Genomic DNA, 13968 nt, shown 5'->3' with positions numbered 1-13968 from the left:
ACCGGCACACGCTGGTGCTGTCACACATTTCGAGGCCGCGGTCAGGACCCGGCGTACCGACTTCTCGCATCTCACTTCGGTCAAGCGAGCAAGCAAGCCAATACGCACAACGAACTGGCAGGATACCTTTGCACACCCATACGGGTCAAAAATGCCGCTCGACGCGGACGCCGGTCCGCTGACGCTGCGCCGCCCGCCGCCGGGGGGCTCCCGGGGCGGTTCGGACACGGCGTCCGCAGGCGGGCGCCCGAGCGGGCGGGCCTTCACCGTGGGGGTGTGATCGACCGTGCTTTCGGGCCGATGCATCCGCCCGGCATCCTAGCGCACCGCCCGCACCCCCACCGAATCATCGCGGCCCGCCTCGCCCGCCGGACTTCGGCGGAGCCGCCACGTCCCACACCGGCTCGGGCGACTCGCGCACCGTGCCGTCCTGCCCGAAGACCACGAACCGGTCGAAGGAACGGGCGAACCAGCGGTCGTGCGTCACCGCCAGCACCGTCCCCTGGTACGCCTCCAGCCCAGCCTGCAGAGCGTCGGCGCTGGCCAGGTCCAGGTTGTCGGTGGGCTCGTCCAGCAGCAGCGCGGTCACCCCGGACAGCTCCAGCAGCAGGATCTGGAACCGCGCCTGCTGCCCGCCGGAGAGCTGGTCGAAGGCCTGGTCGGCCTGCCGGTCCAGCTCGTAGCGGCGCAGCACCGGCATCGCCCGGCCCCGGTCGTGGGCGTGCTCCTCCCACAGCACCTGGGCCAGCGTGCGGCCGACCAGCTCCGGATGCTCGTGCACCTGCGCGAACAGCCCCGGCACGACCCGCGCGCCCAGCTTCCACTCCCCCGCGTGGGCGATCGGCTCCCCGGCCAGCAGCCGCAGGAAGTGGCTCTTGCCGGAGCCGTTGCCGCCGAGCACGGCCACCCGCTCCCCGTAGAAGACCTCCAGGTCGAACGGGCGCATCAGCCCGGTCAGCTCCAGCCCTCGGCAGGTCACCGCGCGCACTCCGGTACGGCCGCCGGTCAGCCGCATGGTGACCTTCTGCTCGCGCGGCCGCTCCTGCGGCGGGCCGGCCTCCTCGAAGCGGCGCAGCCGGGTCTGCGCGGCGGCGTAGCGGGAGGCCATGCCGTCGTTGTAGGCGGCCTTCTGCTTGAGGGTGCGCACCAGCTCCTTCAGCCGGGCGTGCTGCTCGTCCCAGCGGCGGCGCAGCTCGTCCAGGCGCTCGAAGCGCTCCCGGCGGGCCTCGTGGTAGGTGGCGAAGCCCCCGCCGTGCACCCAGACGGTGGAGCCCGACGGTCCGGGCTCGACCGAGACGATGCGCTGGGCTGCGCGCGCCAGCAGCTCGCGGTCGTGCGAGACGAACAGCACGGTCTTCGGCGTGGACCTCAGCTGCTCCTCCAGCCAGCGCTTGCCGGGCACGTCGAGGTAGTTGTCCGGCTCGTCCAGCAGCAGCACCTCGTCCGGGCCGCGCAGCAGCGCCTCCAGCACCAGCCGCTTCTGCTCGCCGCCGGAGAGCGTGCGCACCTCCCGCCACTGGGCGCGGTCGTACGGGGTGCCCAGGGCGGCGGTGGTGCAGGTGTCCCAGACGGTCTCCGCGGCGTAGCCGCCGGCGTCCGCCCAGTCGGCGAGCGCCTGGGCGTAGGCCAGCTGGGCCGGTTCGTCGTCGCGCACCATGACGTCCAGCTCGGCCCGGTCCACCGCCCGGGCGGCGGCGCGCACCCGGGCCGGCGCCACCGACAGCAGCAGGTCCCGCACGGTGGGGGCGTCGGCGTCCCGGGCGGCCTCGCCGGCCAGCTGCTCGCGGCTGACCACGCCGTGCCCGATGAACTGCGGCATCACGCCGAGCCCGCCGGAGACCGTGACCGTGCCCTCCTCCGGCTTGACCTCCCCGGTGACGATCCGCATCAGGGTGGTCTTGCCGGCGCCGTTGGCGCCCACCAGGGCGGTGGCGGAGCCCTCGCCGACCCGGAACGAGACGTCGTCGAGCAGCCGCCGTCCGTCCGGCAGCCAGTACTCCACGTGCGCCAGTTCCAGGTGTCCCATGCGGCGAATTCTTCGCCCCGCGGACCGGGGTCTCAACCGGTTTTGCCGGCCCGCCCCGGCGCGGCCGTCCGCCGGCGGCCGGAAAAACCGCCGGCGGGCGGCTCAGCCGGTGGCCACGCCGAAAACCGAACCCACCCCGAAGGTGACCACCATGGTCAGCGCGCCCACGCCGACGTTGCGCAGCACCGCCCGGCGCGCGTCCGCCTTCCCCAGCCGGGCGCTGACCGCCCCGGTGATCGCCAGCGCCACCACGACCGCCACGAAGCACAGCCCGATCCGCAGCGACGGCGGGGGCAGGTAGATGGCCAGCAGCGGCAGCAGGGCGCCCACCGTGAAGGAGAGCAGGGAGGCGCCGGCCGCCTGCCACGGGCTGGTCAGCGCGTCCGGGTCTATGCCGAGCTCCGCCTCCGCGTGGGCCTGGAAGGCGTCCTTCTCGGTCAGCTCCCGGGCCACCTGGGCGGCCAGCGCCGGCGACAGGCCCTTCGCCTCGTACAGCTGGGCCAGCTCCCGCTCCTCCTCCTCGGGCATGGTCTCCAGCTCGTGCCGCTCCAGGCGCAGCATGGCGTCCTCGGTGTCCCGCTGGGTGCTCACCGAGACGTACTCGCCGCCGGCCATCGACAGCGCGCCGGCGAACAGCCCGGCGAGGCCGGCCAGCAGCAGCGCGGAGCGGTCGGTGGTGGCGCCGGCCACGCCCACCACCAGGCCGGCCACCGAGACGATGCCATCGTTGGCGCCCAGCACCCCGGCGCGCAGCCAGTTCAGCCGGCTGTTCAGGTCGCCGTTGTGCGGTTCGGCGGCGTGCGCCCCGGCCGGCCCCGTCCCCTCGTCCACCCCACCGCGCTCCCGTTCCACCGTTTCCGAGAACTCATCGATATTCGGCACGGCTGGACACTACCCCGAATCATGAATTACATCCAATAACACCCGGGATGCATTCCGGAAGAAGGAAAGGCAAACCTCATTGAGCGGACCCCGCTGAATACGGAATTCTGGTTCGCCTCGCCTGAGCGTATGGTGGACCGGCAGCGGGGCGAGCCGGGGAGGGGCACCGTGGAGGAGCAGGGGCGGCTGATCGCGCGCGGCCGGGACGCGGACGTCTACGCCGCGGGAGACGGCCGCGTGCTGCGCCGCTACCGCGACGGCGACTCGGTGGCCCGGGAGGCCGAGCTGATGCGGTACCTCGCCGCCGCCGGCTACCCCGTGCCGGCCGTGTACGGCGCGCACGCCTGCGACATGGTGCTGGAACACCTGCACGGCCCCACCATGCTGCAGGACCTGCTGCGCCGGCCCTGGCGCCTGCGCCGGCACGCCCGGACCCTCGCCGACCTGCACCGCCGCCTGCACGCCATCACCGCGCCGGACTGGCTGGAGCCCCACCCGGCGAGCGGGGACGCCCCCACCCCCGGCGCCTTTGAGGGCGCGGGCGGCGGAGCGGGCGGGGGCGCGGCCCACCGCGTCCTGCACATGGACCTGCACCCGGAGAACGTGGTGCTCACCGCCCGCGGGCCGGTGGTCATCGACTGGCGGACCGCCCGCGGCGGCCCGCCCGGGCTGGACGTCGCCCAGACCCTGGTCATCCTGTACAGCGCCACCGCGCCCGGCCCGCCCGCGCGCCGCGCCGCGTTCGGCCTGCTGCGCGCCGCCCTGCTGCGGGCCGTGCGCGACGCCTGCGCCGACCAGGACCCCGGCCCCTACCTCGCCGCCTGCGCCCGGGACCGCCTGGCGAACCCCAACACCACGCCGGGCGAGGCGGACCGCCTCCACGCGCTGTTCGTCTCGGCGCCCGCCGGGGGCCCGCCCTCGCCGCACGACCTGCTCTGACGCGCGGTGTCCCACACGGCACGGGCCGTGGGCGCGGGGACCGCCAGTCGATAGGATTGCCCGCATGACGGATGGGTGGGGGCAGCGCCCGACCGACGGCGCCCCGGAGGGTCAGCAGCCGGGCGACCCGCGACAGCAGGGCGGTCAGGGCGGGCACGCCGCCGAGGGCTCGGCCGCGGGCGGGCAGGACGCGGGCCAGACCATGGCGCTGCGCCGGCTGACGCCGCAGCAGGTCGCCGAGGCCCGCGCCGCCCAGCAGGCCGCGGCCCAGCCGGGCGGCGCACCGGTCGGCCCCGCGCAGCCCGCCGGCCCGGGCCAGCCCGGCCCCGGGCAGCCCGCCGCCGGACCCGCTGTCGGCCCCGGCCCGGGCTTCGGCCAGCCTCCGCTGCCCGGGCAGTTCCAGCCCCAGCCGCCGCAGCCGGCCCCGCAGCCCGGCCCCCAGGCGCAACCGCCGTTCGGCGGCCAGCCGCCCTTCCCGCCGCAGGGCCCGCAGGGCGGCTGGGCACCCACACACGCCACGGGCGGCCCGCCGCCGCCCCCCTTCGGCCCCGGCCCGGAACCCGCCTTCGGCCCCGGTGGCCCGGGCGGCCCGGGCGGCCCGAGCGGCCCCGGTGGCCCGGGCTTCGGCGCGGCCGGCTCCGGACCGGCATCCGGCCTCGGCGGCGGCGCCGAGCCGGACTGGGAGGCGCTGGCCGCCGCCCGGGAGAGCCGGGCCCGCCGCCGCCGGCTGCTGGCGGTGGTCGGCGGTGTCGTCGGCGTGGTCGCCATCGCGGGCATCGTGGCCTCGGCCGTCGTGCTCTCCGACCGGCAGGGCGAGGAGCAGGCCGGCCCCACCGCGTCCGCCTCCCCCAGCGCGGACGTCACCCCCGCCCCCAGCGCCTTCCCGTCCGTCGCCCCGCCGATCGAGCCGCCGGATCCGCTGGAGATGATCTCCAGCAAGGAGACCGACACCGGGCCCCTCACGCTGGACGACGCCTTCCCCGGCCGGAACGTGCGCAGCAACGGGCACGAGTACGCGGAGCGCCTCACCCACGAGACCGACGACTGCGCCGAGGGCCTGTCGCCCCGGCTCCAGCCGATCATGGCCGAGCACGGCTGCACCCGGCTGCTGCGCGCCACGTACACCACCGAGGGGAACGTGGCGGTGACGGTGGGCATCGCCGTCTTCGACGACGCCGAGGCCGCCAGCCGGGTCAAGGACGAGGCCCCCGGCAACGGCAACCTCCAGTCCCTCTTCGGCGACGGCGTGGACACCTTCTGCCGGGAGACCAGCTGCCAGGTCGGCACCAACTCGGTGGGCCGCTACGTGTACCTCAGCGTCGCCGGCTTCACCAACGGCCAGGACGTCACCGGCGAGGAGCAGAACATCTCCGACGCCGGCGAGGAACTGCGGTCGTTCCTGTTCAACACCCTGGTCGCCCGCGGCGAACAGATCTCCCAGGCCTCCGCCTCCGCCATGGCCGAGGAGCAGCGCACGAACGGGTGATACCCACCCCCTTCTAATAATTCTTCTGCTATTTTGCCCGTATGAGCGAGGACGCACCCACCACCTACGGGCTCGGTGAGGGCCCCACCATGAACGTCTCGGTGTCCCTCAACACCGGCAACATCGAGGCCGTGCGCGCGCGGGTCGGCAAGCGCGGCTTCTCGGCGTACGTCAACGCCGCCATCCAGCGGCAGCTCGAACGCGACAATCTCGGGGAGATCGTCACCGCCTACGAGGTGGAGCACGGCGCTCTCACCCGGGATGAGGTAGAGGCCGCGATCGCGCTGCTGGAGGGCGGCGCCGATTCGTCCCGCAAAGCGGCGCGATGACCGGCACGAGCACCGTGCTGCTCGACAGCGAGGCCCTGTCGCGAGCGATCCTCAACGATCGCCAGGTCATGGCCCTGCTGAGCGGAGCCAGACTGCGCGGCATGCAGGTCGTCGTCAGCAACATGACGTTGATCGAGGCGCACCACCCCCGCGTCAACTCCGCCCGGTTCAACTGGGTCGTCTCACGTTTGAAGAGGCAACCGGTCACCGACGAGATCACCCAGCTGGCCACGCGCCTGCTACGCGAAACGGGCCTGCACGGCCACAAGTACGCGATCGACGCGGTGGTGGCGGCGACCGCCCTGCTGACACCGGCCCCTGCAGTGATCCTCACGTCCGATCCTGAGGACATGTCCATGCTCTGCGGCGACCGGGCGCGGATCCTCAAGCTCTGATCGGCACCGCGGCCCCGGCGCGGGCCGTTCAGCGGTTCAGCAGGGCAGTGGGGGGAGGGTGCGCAGGGTGCGGGCGGCTCGGGCCCGGGCGCGGAGGTCCTCGTCGGCCGGGTAACCGACCTCCTCCAGGGTGAGGCCGTGCGGGCGGACGACGTTGACGGCGGAGTGGCGCACCCGGCCGGCCAGCACCTCGGCGGGGAAGTCGACCGGGCGGTGGCCGTCGCCCACCAGCAGCATCGCGCCGACCAGGGCGCGCACCATGTTGTGGCAGAAGGCGTCGGCCCGCACGGTGGCCACCGCGAGGCCGGCGCCGTCGTGGCCGGCGGGCACCCGCTCCCAGCGCAGTTCCAGCAGCTCCCGGATGGTGGTGGCGCCCGGGCGCTTCTTGCAGTAGGCGGCGAAGTCGTGTTCGCCGACCAGCCTGGCGGCGGCGGCGTTCATCGCCGCCACGTCCAGCGGACGGTCGTGCCAGAGCACGTGGGAGCGCCACAGCGGGTCCACGCCGCCGGGGGCGTCGCTGACCCGGTAGGCGTAGCGGCGCCAGACCGCGGAGAAGCGGGCGTCGAAGCCGTCGGGGGCCTCGCCGACCCGGTGCACCCGGACGTCCGCCGGCAGCCGGCCGGCGAGGCGGCGCAGCAGCTTGTCGGCGTGGGTGTGCCAGAGGGCCTCGGGCAGGTCCACGTGGGCGACCTGGCCGCGGGCGTGCACCCCGGCGTCGGTGCGGCCGGCGACGGTGAGCTCCATCGGTTCGGCGGTGCGCAGCACAGTGCCCAGGGCGTCCTCGATGACGCCCTGCACGGTGCGGCGGTCGCGCTGCCGGGCCCAGCCGGAGAACTCCGTCCCGTCGTAGGCGAGGTCCAGACGCACCCGTACCCGGCCGGGCGCCGGGCCCTCGGCGGGGTGCGCGGGCACGGCCTGTTCCGGAATGCCGGCGTCCGTCACGTCCGTCCTCCTCGTGTGCGGTGGGCAGCGCCGGGTGGGCGGCGCGCCCGGTGATCGTCTGGCCGTCGGGTACGCCGACGGGCCGGCCCCCGGAGGGGAACCGGCCCGTCGGGCGTGCGCGTGATCGGTGCCCCGCGGGGCCCCGGATCAGGCCTCCTTGGACTCCTCGTCCTTGGACTCGGCGGCCTCGGCGGCCTCGGCCGGAGCCTCGGTCTCCTTGGCGGCCTCGGCCTTGGCGTCGGACTCCTTGACGGCGCGCTTGGCGGCGGCCTCGGCCTCGCCCACCGCCTCCTGCTGCACGGTCAGCGCCTCGACCAGCTCGATGATCGCCATGGGCGCGTTGTCGCCGCGGCGCGGGCCGATCTTGGTGATGCGGGTGTAACCGCCGGGGCGGTTCTCGTACCGCGGGCCGATCTCGGTGAACAGGGTGTGCACGACGGACTTGTCGCGCACGACCTGCAGCACCTGGCGGCGGGCGTGCAGGTCGCCGCGCTTGGCCTTGGTGATCAGGCGCTCGGCCACCGGGCGCAGGCGCTTGGCCTTGGCCTCGGTGGTCTTGATGCGGCCGTGCTCGAACAGCTGGGTGGCCAGGTTGGCCAGGAGCAGCCGCTCGTGCGCGGCGCTGCCGCCGAAGCGCGGACCCTTGGTGGGCGTGGGCATGGGATTTCTCCTAATCGTTTCCCTGCACCGGCCGTGTCAGGTACCGGTGTCAGTCCGGCCGGGGCGGACTTGCCCCGGTCGAGTGCCGTGGCGGGGCGGCGCCCCGCCACGGGAGATCGGCACCTCGCCGCGGACGGCTCGGTGCCCGTCCGGCACCGGTCATCCGGTGCCGGACGTCACTGAGGTGACTCAGTACTGCTCGGTCTCGATCGCGTCGGACTCGTCGGCCTCGCCCTCGTACCCGCCGGAGGCGGCGATGGCGGGGTCGAATCCGGGCGGGCTGTCCTTCAGGGCCAGGCCCATGCCGGCCAGCTTCGCCTTGACCTCGTCGATCGACTTGGCGCCGAAGTTGCGGATGTCGAGCAGGTCCGCCTCGGAGCGGGCGACGAGCTCACCCACGGAGTGGATGCCCTCGCGCTTGAGGCAGTTGTAGGAGCGGACGGTGAGGTCCAGTTCCTCGATCGGCAGCGCCAGGTCGGCCGCCAGGGCGGCGTCCGTCGGGGACGGGCCCATGTCGATCGCGTCGACGTCGACGTTGAGCTCGCGCGCCAGGCCGAACAGCTCGACCAGGGTCTTACCCGCGGAGGCCATCGCGTCACGCGGACGCATGGCCGGCTTGGTCTCGACGTCGACGATCAGCTTGTCGAAGTCGGTGCGCTGCTCGACACGGGTCGCCTCGACCTTGTAGGTGACCTTGAGCACCGGGGAGTAGATGGAGTCGACCGGGATGCGGCCGATCTCCTGCCCGGACTGCTTGTTCTGCACGGCGGAGACGTAGCCGCGACCGCGCTCGACGGTCAGCTCCATCTCCAGCTTGCCCTTGGCGTTCAGCGTCGCCAGGACGAGCTCGGGGTTGTGCACCTCGACACCGGCCGGGGGGGCGATGTCGGCGGCGGTGACCACACCGGGGCCCTGCTTGCGCAGGTACATCACGACCGGCTCGTCGTGCTCCGAGGAGACCACGAGCTGCTTGATGTTGAGGATGAGGTCGGTGACGTCCTCCTTGACGCCCGGCACGGTGGTGAACTCGTGCAGGACGCCGTCGATCCGGATGCTGGTGACCGAGGCACCGGGGATCGAGGAGAGCAGGGTGCGACGCAGCGAGTTGCCGAGGGTGTAGCCGAAGCCCGGCTCCAGCGGCTCGATCACGAACCGGGAGCGGTACTCGTCGACGACCTCTTCGGTCAGCGTCGGACGCTGAGCGATGAGCATTGGTGTTCCTCCATGTCTTCGGTGCCCGCCATATGACACCGAGAGCGATGGTTCAAGGATACGGGCGTCCGGCCGGAACCCTGGTTCCGGCCGGACGCCCGCGTGGACCCGGGGGCGGCGCCCCCACGGTCAGTGCAGCGTCAGACGCGGCGACGCTTGGGGGGACGGCACCCGTTGTGCGGCACCGGGGTGACGTCCTGGATCGAGCCGACCTCCAGGCCGGTGGCCTGCAGGGAGCGGATCGCGGTCTCACGGCCGGAGCCCGGACCCTTGACGAAGACGTCGACCTTGCGCATGCCGTGCTCCTGGGCACGACGGGCGGCCGCCTCGGCGGCCATCTGCGCGGCGAACGGGGTGGACTTGCGGGAGCCCTTGAAACCCACGTGGCCGGCGGAGGCCCAGGAGATCACGTTCCCGGTCGGGTCGGTGATCGAGACGATCGTGTTGTTGAACGTGCTCTTGATGTGCGCGTGGCCGTGAGCGACGTTCTTCTTCTCCTTGCGGCGCACCTTCTTGGCGCCGGCCTGACGGCTCTTGGGAGGCATGAAGACAAACTCCTCGGTGAGGTGATCGGTCCGTTATCCGGCGGACCAGTGCAGACGGTCGGTCCGGAGGCGGACTACTTCTTGCCCGGCTTCTTCTTGCCGGCGATGGCGCGACGCGGGCCCTTGCGGGTGCGGGCGTTGGTGTGCGTGCGCTGGCCGCGGACGGGCAGGCCGCGACGGTGCCGCAGACCCTCGTAGCAGCCGATCTCGACCTTGCGGCGGATGTCCGCCTGGACCTCGCGGCGGAGGTCACCCTCGGTCTTGTAGTTGGCCTCGACCCACTCGCGGAGCTTGACCAGGTCGTCCTCGGTCAGGTCGCGGACGCGGATGTCCGGGCTGACGCCGGTGTTCTGCAGCGTCTCCTGGGCCCGGGTACGGCCAATGCCGTAGACGTAGGTGAGGGCGACCTCGACGCGCTTGTCGCGCGGGAGGTCCACGCCCACGATGCGTGCCATGTACTGGCTCCTGTGTTCGTTCGGAGGTCTGGCGCAGCGCCGCCCCGGACGCACCTGTGGCGCGCCTGGGCCCCGGCCTCCGACCGGGGGTGGCGGTCCGGCCCGCCCCGCCCTCCCCACCGGGGAGACGGGCGGCGCCGGCGTACCGGGCACTGCGTTACTGATCGAAAAATCGCGTCGCGCGAACTGCGAGGTGCGAGGAGGGTGCGAGGGGCGCCGCGCGGCGCCTCCCGCGGGGACCGGCGGTCAGCCCTGGCGCTGCTTGTGGCGCAGGTTGTCGCAGATCACCATGACCCGCCCGTTACGGCGGATCACCTTGCACTTGTCGCAGATCTTCTTGACGCTCGGCTTGACCTTCATGGGGTTCTCCGGGTCGTTCGCCGGCCACCTGTGACGACACCGCCGACGGGCCCGGGGGCGGTCGACGCTGGCGCCGCGGTGAGCGGTCGCGAGATCTACTTGTAGCGGTAGACGATCCGGCCCCGGGTCAGGTCGTACGGGCTGAGCTCGACGACGACCCGGTCGTCCGGAAGGATGCGGATGTAGTGCATGCGCATCTTGCCGCTGATGTGCGCGAGGACCTTGTGCCCGTTCTGGAGCTCCACGCGGAACATGGCGTTCGGCAGAGACTCGATGACGGTGCCCTCGATTTCGATGGCCCCTTGCTTCTTGGGCATGTCCTGAGCGCTTCGCCTTCCGGGATCGGCTACCTGGGTGGCTGACTCGGAACCCCGGTGGCGAAACACCAAGAACCGCCCGCGGGCACAGCGGATCCCGAACGGCGGGGCCCGTGAACAGGCCCGTGGCCTTGGGAATCCGCTGGAGCGGGGCGGCCTTCCGGCACGCCGGAGAAGCTACGAGTGAGCCGACTCAGCAGTCTACGTCAGTACCCACCCGCACGCGAAACCGGGGTGGATCACCGCCGCCCGAGTGGCGGGCGGCCGGACGGGCGGCGGACCGGCGGACCGGCGCCGGACGGCGGGCGGACGGGCTCGGCGGCGGTCAGCCCAGCGGGTCCTCGGCCACCGGGACACCCAGCTCGGTGAGCTTGGCCCGGCCGCCGTCGAAGGCGGTCAGCACCAGCACGCCGGACTCGGTCAGCGCGATGGAGTGCTCCCAGTGCGCGGCCAGGCTGCCGTCGGTGGTGCGCACCGTCCACTCGTCCTCGTCCACCGTGGACTTGGAGGTGCCCAGCGTCACCATCGGCTCGATCGCCAGGCAGATGCCGCGCTTCAGCTTGGGGCCCTTGCCCGGCCGGCCGTAGTTCAGCAGGTGCGGCTCCATGTGCATGGCGGTGCCGATGCCGTGGCCGCCGTAGTCCTCGGTGATGCCCCACTCGCCGGTCGGGCAGGGCTGCGAGCGGATGTAGCCCTCGATGGCCGCGCTGATGTCGGTGAGCCGGCCGCCGATCCGGGCCGCGGCGATCCCGCGCCACATCGACTCCTCGGTCACCCGGCTGAGCTCGGCCACCTCGGCCGAGACGGTGCCGACGCCGACGGTGATCGCCGAGTCGCCGTGCCAGCCGTCCACCACCGCGCCGCAGTCGATGGAGATGACGTCGCCGTCCTTCAGGGTCAGCGGGCCGGGGATGCCGTGCACCACGACGTCGTTCACCGAGGCGCAGACCGTGGCCGGGTAGCCCATGTACCCCTTGAAGTTCGACTTCGCGCCGTGCGCGGCGATCACCTCGGCCGCCACCCGGTCGATGTCCGCCGTGGTCACCCCCGGGGCCACGGCCTCCCGGCACGCCTTGAGCGCCTCGGCGACGACCAGGCCCGCGGCCCGCATCTTGGCGATCTGGGCGGGCGACTTCAGCTGGATCATCCTGCGTCTCCTGAACACGAGCTTCTCCGGATTGGATCACGGCCATCGGCGAGTGGGCCAAAGGGCCTCCGGCATCCGGACCGAGGAGGGACAAGCGTAGGGAGGAACGACCGAAGCGCTGGCCCGACGAGGGAGGATGCCGGTTACAAGGCCCGGAGGCGAACCGAGCCACAGAAGAGGGGGCCGGGTACCAGGGTTGTCCTGGTCCCGGCCCCGAGTGCCTTCACAAGGCCCGCTGTCAGCCCTCGTTCTTGCGCCGCTCCAGGGCGGTCATGGCCCGCCCGGTCACCTCGTCCACCGACCCGATGGCGTCGATGCCGCTCAGCAGGCCGCGCTCGCGGTAGTAGTCGACCAGCGGCGCGGTCTGCTTGGCGTAGACCTCCAGCCGGTGCCGGACGGTCTCCTCGCGGTCGTCGTCGCGCTGGATCAGCTTGCCGTCGACCTCGACGCGCCGGCTGGACAGCCGCTTGACGACCTCCTCGTCCGGGACCACGAGCTCCAGCACCGCGTCCAGGCCGCTGCCGAGGTCGGCGAGGATGCCGTCCAGCACCTCGGCCTGGGAGATGTTGCGGGGAAAGCCGTCCAGGAGGAACCCTCCGGCGGCGTCGTCCTGCGCCAGGCGGTCGCGGACCATCGCGTTGGTCACCTCGTCCGGGACCAGGTCGCCGGCCTCCATGTACGACTTGGCCTTCAGACCCAGCTCGGTGCCCTTGCTCACGTTCGACCGGAAGATGTCCCCGGTGGAGATGTGCGGGACCCCGAGCTTCTTGGCGATGATCTGCGCCTGCGTACCCTTGCCCGCCCCGGGCGGCCCGACGAGGACGATTCGCATCAGCGGAGGAACCCTTCGTAGTTGCGCTGCTGGAGCTGGCTCTCGATCTGCTTGACGGTCTCCAGGCCGACACCCACGACGATGAGGATGCTGGTACCGCCGAACACGTTCTGGTTGGTGTTGAAACCGGCCAGAGCGATCATCGGCACGAGCGCGATGAGACCGAGGTAGAGCGAGCCCGGCCAGGTGATCCTGGTGAGCACGTAGTGGAGGTACTCCGCAGTGGGCCGTCCGGCCCGGATGCCCGGGATGAAGCCACCATACTTCTTCATATTGTCGGCGACTTCTTCGGGGTTGAACGTGATGGAGACGTAGAAGAAGGCGAAGAAGACGATCAGCAGGAAGTAGGCGGCCATGTAGATCGGGTGGTCGCCCTGCACCAGGTAACGGGAGATCCACTGGGCCCAGTCGGACTGCGCCGCCGGGTCGGCGAACTGGACCACCAGCGCCGGGATGTACAGCAGCGACGAGGCGAAGATGACCGGAATCACACCCGCCTGGTTGACCTTGAGCGGGATGTAGGTGGAGGTGCCGCCGTAGGCCCGGCGACCGATCATCCGCTTGGCGTACTGCACCGGGATGCGGCGCTGCGCCTGCTCGACGAAGACCACCAGGGCGACCATCACCAGACCGGCCGCGATCACCGCGAAGAACGGGATCCAGCCGCCGCCCAGGTCGCTGGACTCGCGGATCTGCCACAGCATGCCCGGGAAGCCGGCCGCGATCGAGGTGAAGATCAGGATCGACATGCCGTTGCCGATGCCGCGGTCGGTGATCAGCTCGCCCATCCACATGATCAGGCAGGCACCGGCGGTCATGATGATCACCATGGTGAGCACGGTGGTCAGCGACTGGTCCGGGATGATCATGCTGCCGACGGAGCAGTTGGAGAACAGCGCGCCGGAGCGGGCGGTGGCCACGATGCCGGTCGCCTGCAGGACGCTGAGCGCGACCGACAGGTAGCGGGTGTACTGGGTGATCCGGGCGGTGCCGGCCTGGCCCTCCTTCTTCAGGGCCTCCAGGCGGGGAATCACCACCGTCAGCAGCTGGAGGATGATGCTCGCGGTGATGTAGGGCATGATGCCCAGCGCGAAGATCGTCAGCTGGAGAAGCGCGCCGCCGCTGAACATGTTGACGAGGCTGAAGAGACCGCTGGTGCTGGTCTCCTCCACGCACGTGTTCACGTTCCTGAAGCTGACTCCGGGCGTGGGCACGTGAGACCCGAGCCGGAACAGCACCACGATGCCCAGCGTGAACAGCAACTTCCTGCGCAGGTCGGGCGTACGGAACGCCCGGGCGAACGCGGTGAGCACGGTGCCTCCTGCGCCTCCCCGCCAACGCGGAGGAGGGGTCGGTCGGACAGGGTCCTGGATGGACCGGACAACAACAGCGCACCGCGATCCCGCGGAGTGCCCCGCCCGTGGCCAGGCCATCCGCGACC

Annotated in this window: 16 protein-coding genes; 4 read left to right on the top strand and 12 right to left on the bottom strand. The window is 72.2% G+C overall.

Features of this window, described 5'->3' with window-relative positions; genetic code table 11:
* Window positions 1-346: 346 nt before the first annotated feature.
* Together FHU37_RS14490 and FHU37_RS14485 are read right to left on the bottom strand one after the other, a co-directional pair.
* Window positions 347-2026 (bottom strand): ABC-F family ATP-binding cassette domain-containing protein, encoded by a 1680-nt coding sequence (locus tag FHU37_RS14490; RefSeq protein ID WP_179814586.1) that lies wholly within the window; start codon window positions 2024-2026, stop codon window positions 347-349.
* A 102-nt stretch (window positions 2027-2128) separates the two neighbouring features.
* Entirely contained in the window at window positions 2129-2857 is a 729-nt protein-coding gene (locus FHU37_RS14485; RefSeq protein WP_179816278.1) for a VIT1/CCC1 transporter family protein, read from the bottom strand.
* Between the two features lie 180 nt (window positions 2858-3037).
* Here FHU37_RS14485 and FHU37_RS14480 point away from each other — a divergent pair, with 180 nt between their 5' ends.
* The 4 genes from FHU37_RS14480 to FHU37_RS14465 all read left to right on the top strand — a co-directional run bounded on the left by FHU37_RS14480 (window position 3038) and on the right by FHU37_RS14465 (window position 6057).
* Entirely contained in the window at window positions 3038-3847 is an 810-nt protein-coding gene (locus FHU37_RS14480) for a phosphotransferase (RefSeq protein ID WP_179814585.1), read from the top strand.
* A 64-nt stretch (window positions 3848-3911) separates the two neighbouring features.
* On the top strand, window positions 3912-5333 hold the full coding sequence (locus FHU37_RS14475) for a hypothetical protein (RefSeq protein ID WP_179814584.1): 1422 nt from the start codon (window positions 3912-3914) through the stop codon (window positions 5331-5333).
* Between the two features lie 41 nt (window positions 5334-5374).
* Window positions 5375-5662, top strand: coding sequence for a hypothetical protein (locus FHU37_RS14470; RefSeq protein WP_179814583.1), 288 nt, complete (start codon window positions 5375-5377; stop codon window positions 5660-5662).
* Window positions 5659-6057: a PIN domain-containing protein gene (locus FHU37_RS14465; protein ID WP_179814582.1), complete on the top strand. Its 399-nt coding sequence runs from the start codon at window positions 5659-5661 to the stop codon at window positions 6055-6057. Before FHU37_RS14470 ends, FHU37_RS14465 begins: the two co-directional genes overlap by 4 nt.
* A gap of 36 nt (window positions 6058-6093) precedes the next feature.
* Here the strand turns inward: FHU37_RS14465 and truA are convergent, their stop codons facing one another.
* From truA to secY, 10 genes are all read right to left on the bottom strand, one after another.
* Entirely contained in the window at window positions 6094-6969 is an 876-nt protein-coding gene (gene truA, locus FHU37_RS14460; RefSeq protein ID WP_179816277.1) for a tRNA pseudouridine(38-40) synthase TruA, read from the bottom strand.
* Between the two features lie 177 nt (window positions 6970-7146).
* A complete protein-coding gene (gene rplQ / locus FHU37_RS14455; protein WP_179814581.1) occupies window positions 7147-7659 on the bottom strand; it encodes a 50S ribosomal protein L17 in 513 nt (170 codons plus the stop codon).
* Window positions 7660-7848: 189 nt separating this feature from the next.
* Complete coding sequence (locus FHU37_RS14450; protein WP_179814580.1) at window positions 7849-8871, bottom strand: DNA-directed RNA polymerase subunit alpha; 1023 nt, start codon at window positions 8869-8871, stop codon at window positions 7849-7851.
* A 140-nt stretch (window positions 8872-9011) separates the two neighbouring features.
* On the bottom strand, window positions 9012-9416 hold the full coding sequence (gene rpsK, locus FHU37_RS14445) for a 30S ribosomal protein S11 (protein WP_179814579.1): 405 nt from the start codon (window positions 9414-9416) through the stop codon (window positions 9012-9014).
* Window positions 9417-9490: 74 nt separating this feature from the next.
* Complete coding sequence (gene rpsM, locus FHU37_RS14440) at window positions 9491-9871, bottom strand: 30S ribosomal protein S13 (protein ID WP_179814578.1); 381 nt, start codon at window positions 9869-9871, stop codon at window positions 9491-9493.
* Window positions 9872-10117: 246 nt separating this feature from the next.
* On the bottom strand, window positions 10118-10231 hold the full coding sequence (gene rpmJ / locus FHU37_RS14435) for a 50S ribosomal protein L36 (protein WP_030903823.1): 114 nt from the start codon (window positions 10229-10231) through the stop codon (window positions 10118-10120).
* Window positions 10232-10326: 95 nt separating this feature from the next.
* Window positions 10327-10548 carry a translation initiation factor IF-1 gene (gene infA / locus FHU37_RS14430; protein WP_018382544.1) on the bottom strand — a complete coding sequence of 74 codons (222 nt, stop codon included), beginning with the start codon at window positions 10546-10548 and terminating at the stop codon, window positions 10327-10329.
* Between the two features lie 325 nt (window positions 10549-10873).
* Complete coding sequence (map, locus tag FHU37_RS14425) at window positions 10874-11695, bottom strand: type I methionyl aminopeptidase (protein WP_179814577.1); 822 nt, start codon at window positions 11693-11695, stop codon at window positions 10874-10876.
* A 238-nt stretch (window positions 11696-11933) separates the two neighbouring features.
* Window positions 11934-12527: an adenylate kinase gene (locus tag FHU37_RS14420; protein ID WP_179814576.1), complete on the bottom strand. Its 594-nt coding sequence runs from the start codon at window positions 12525-12527 to the stop codon at window positions 11934-11936.
* Window positions 12527-13840: a preprotein translocase subunit SecY gene (gene secY, locus FHU37_RS14415; RefSeq protein ID WP_179814575.1), complete on the bottom strand. Its 1314-nt coding sequence runs from the start codon at window positions 13838-13840 to the stop codon at window positions 12527-12529. The genes FHU37_RS14420 and secY overlap by 1 nt, the downstream gene beginning before the upstream one ends.
* Window positions 13841-13968: the final 128 nt, after the last annotated feature.

This window comes from Allostreptomyces psammosilenae (genome assembly GCF_013407765.1).
GTDB classification, from domain to species: domain Bacteria; phylum Actinomycetota; class Actinomycetes; order Streptomycetales; family Streptomycetaceae; genus Allostreptomyces; species Allostreptomyces psammosilenae.
This window is presented reverse-complemented; position numbering and strand designations above follow the sequence as displayed.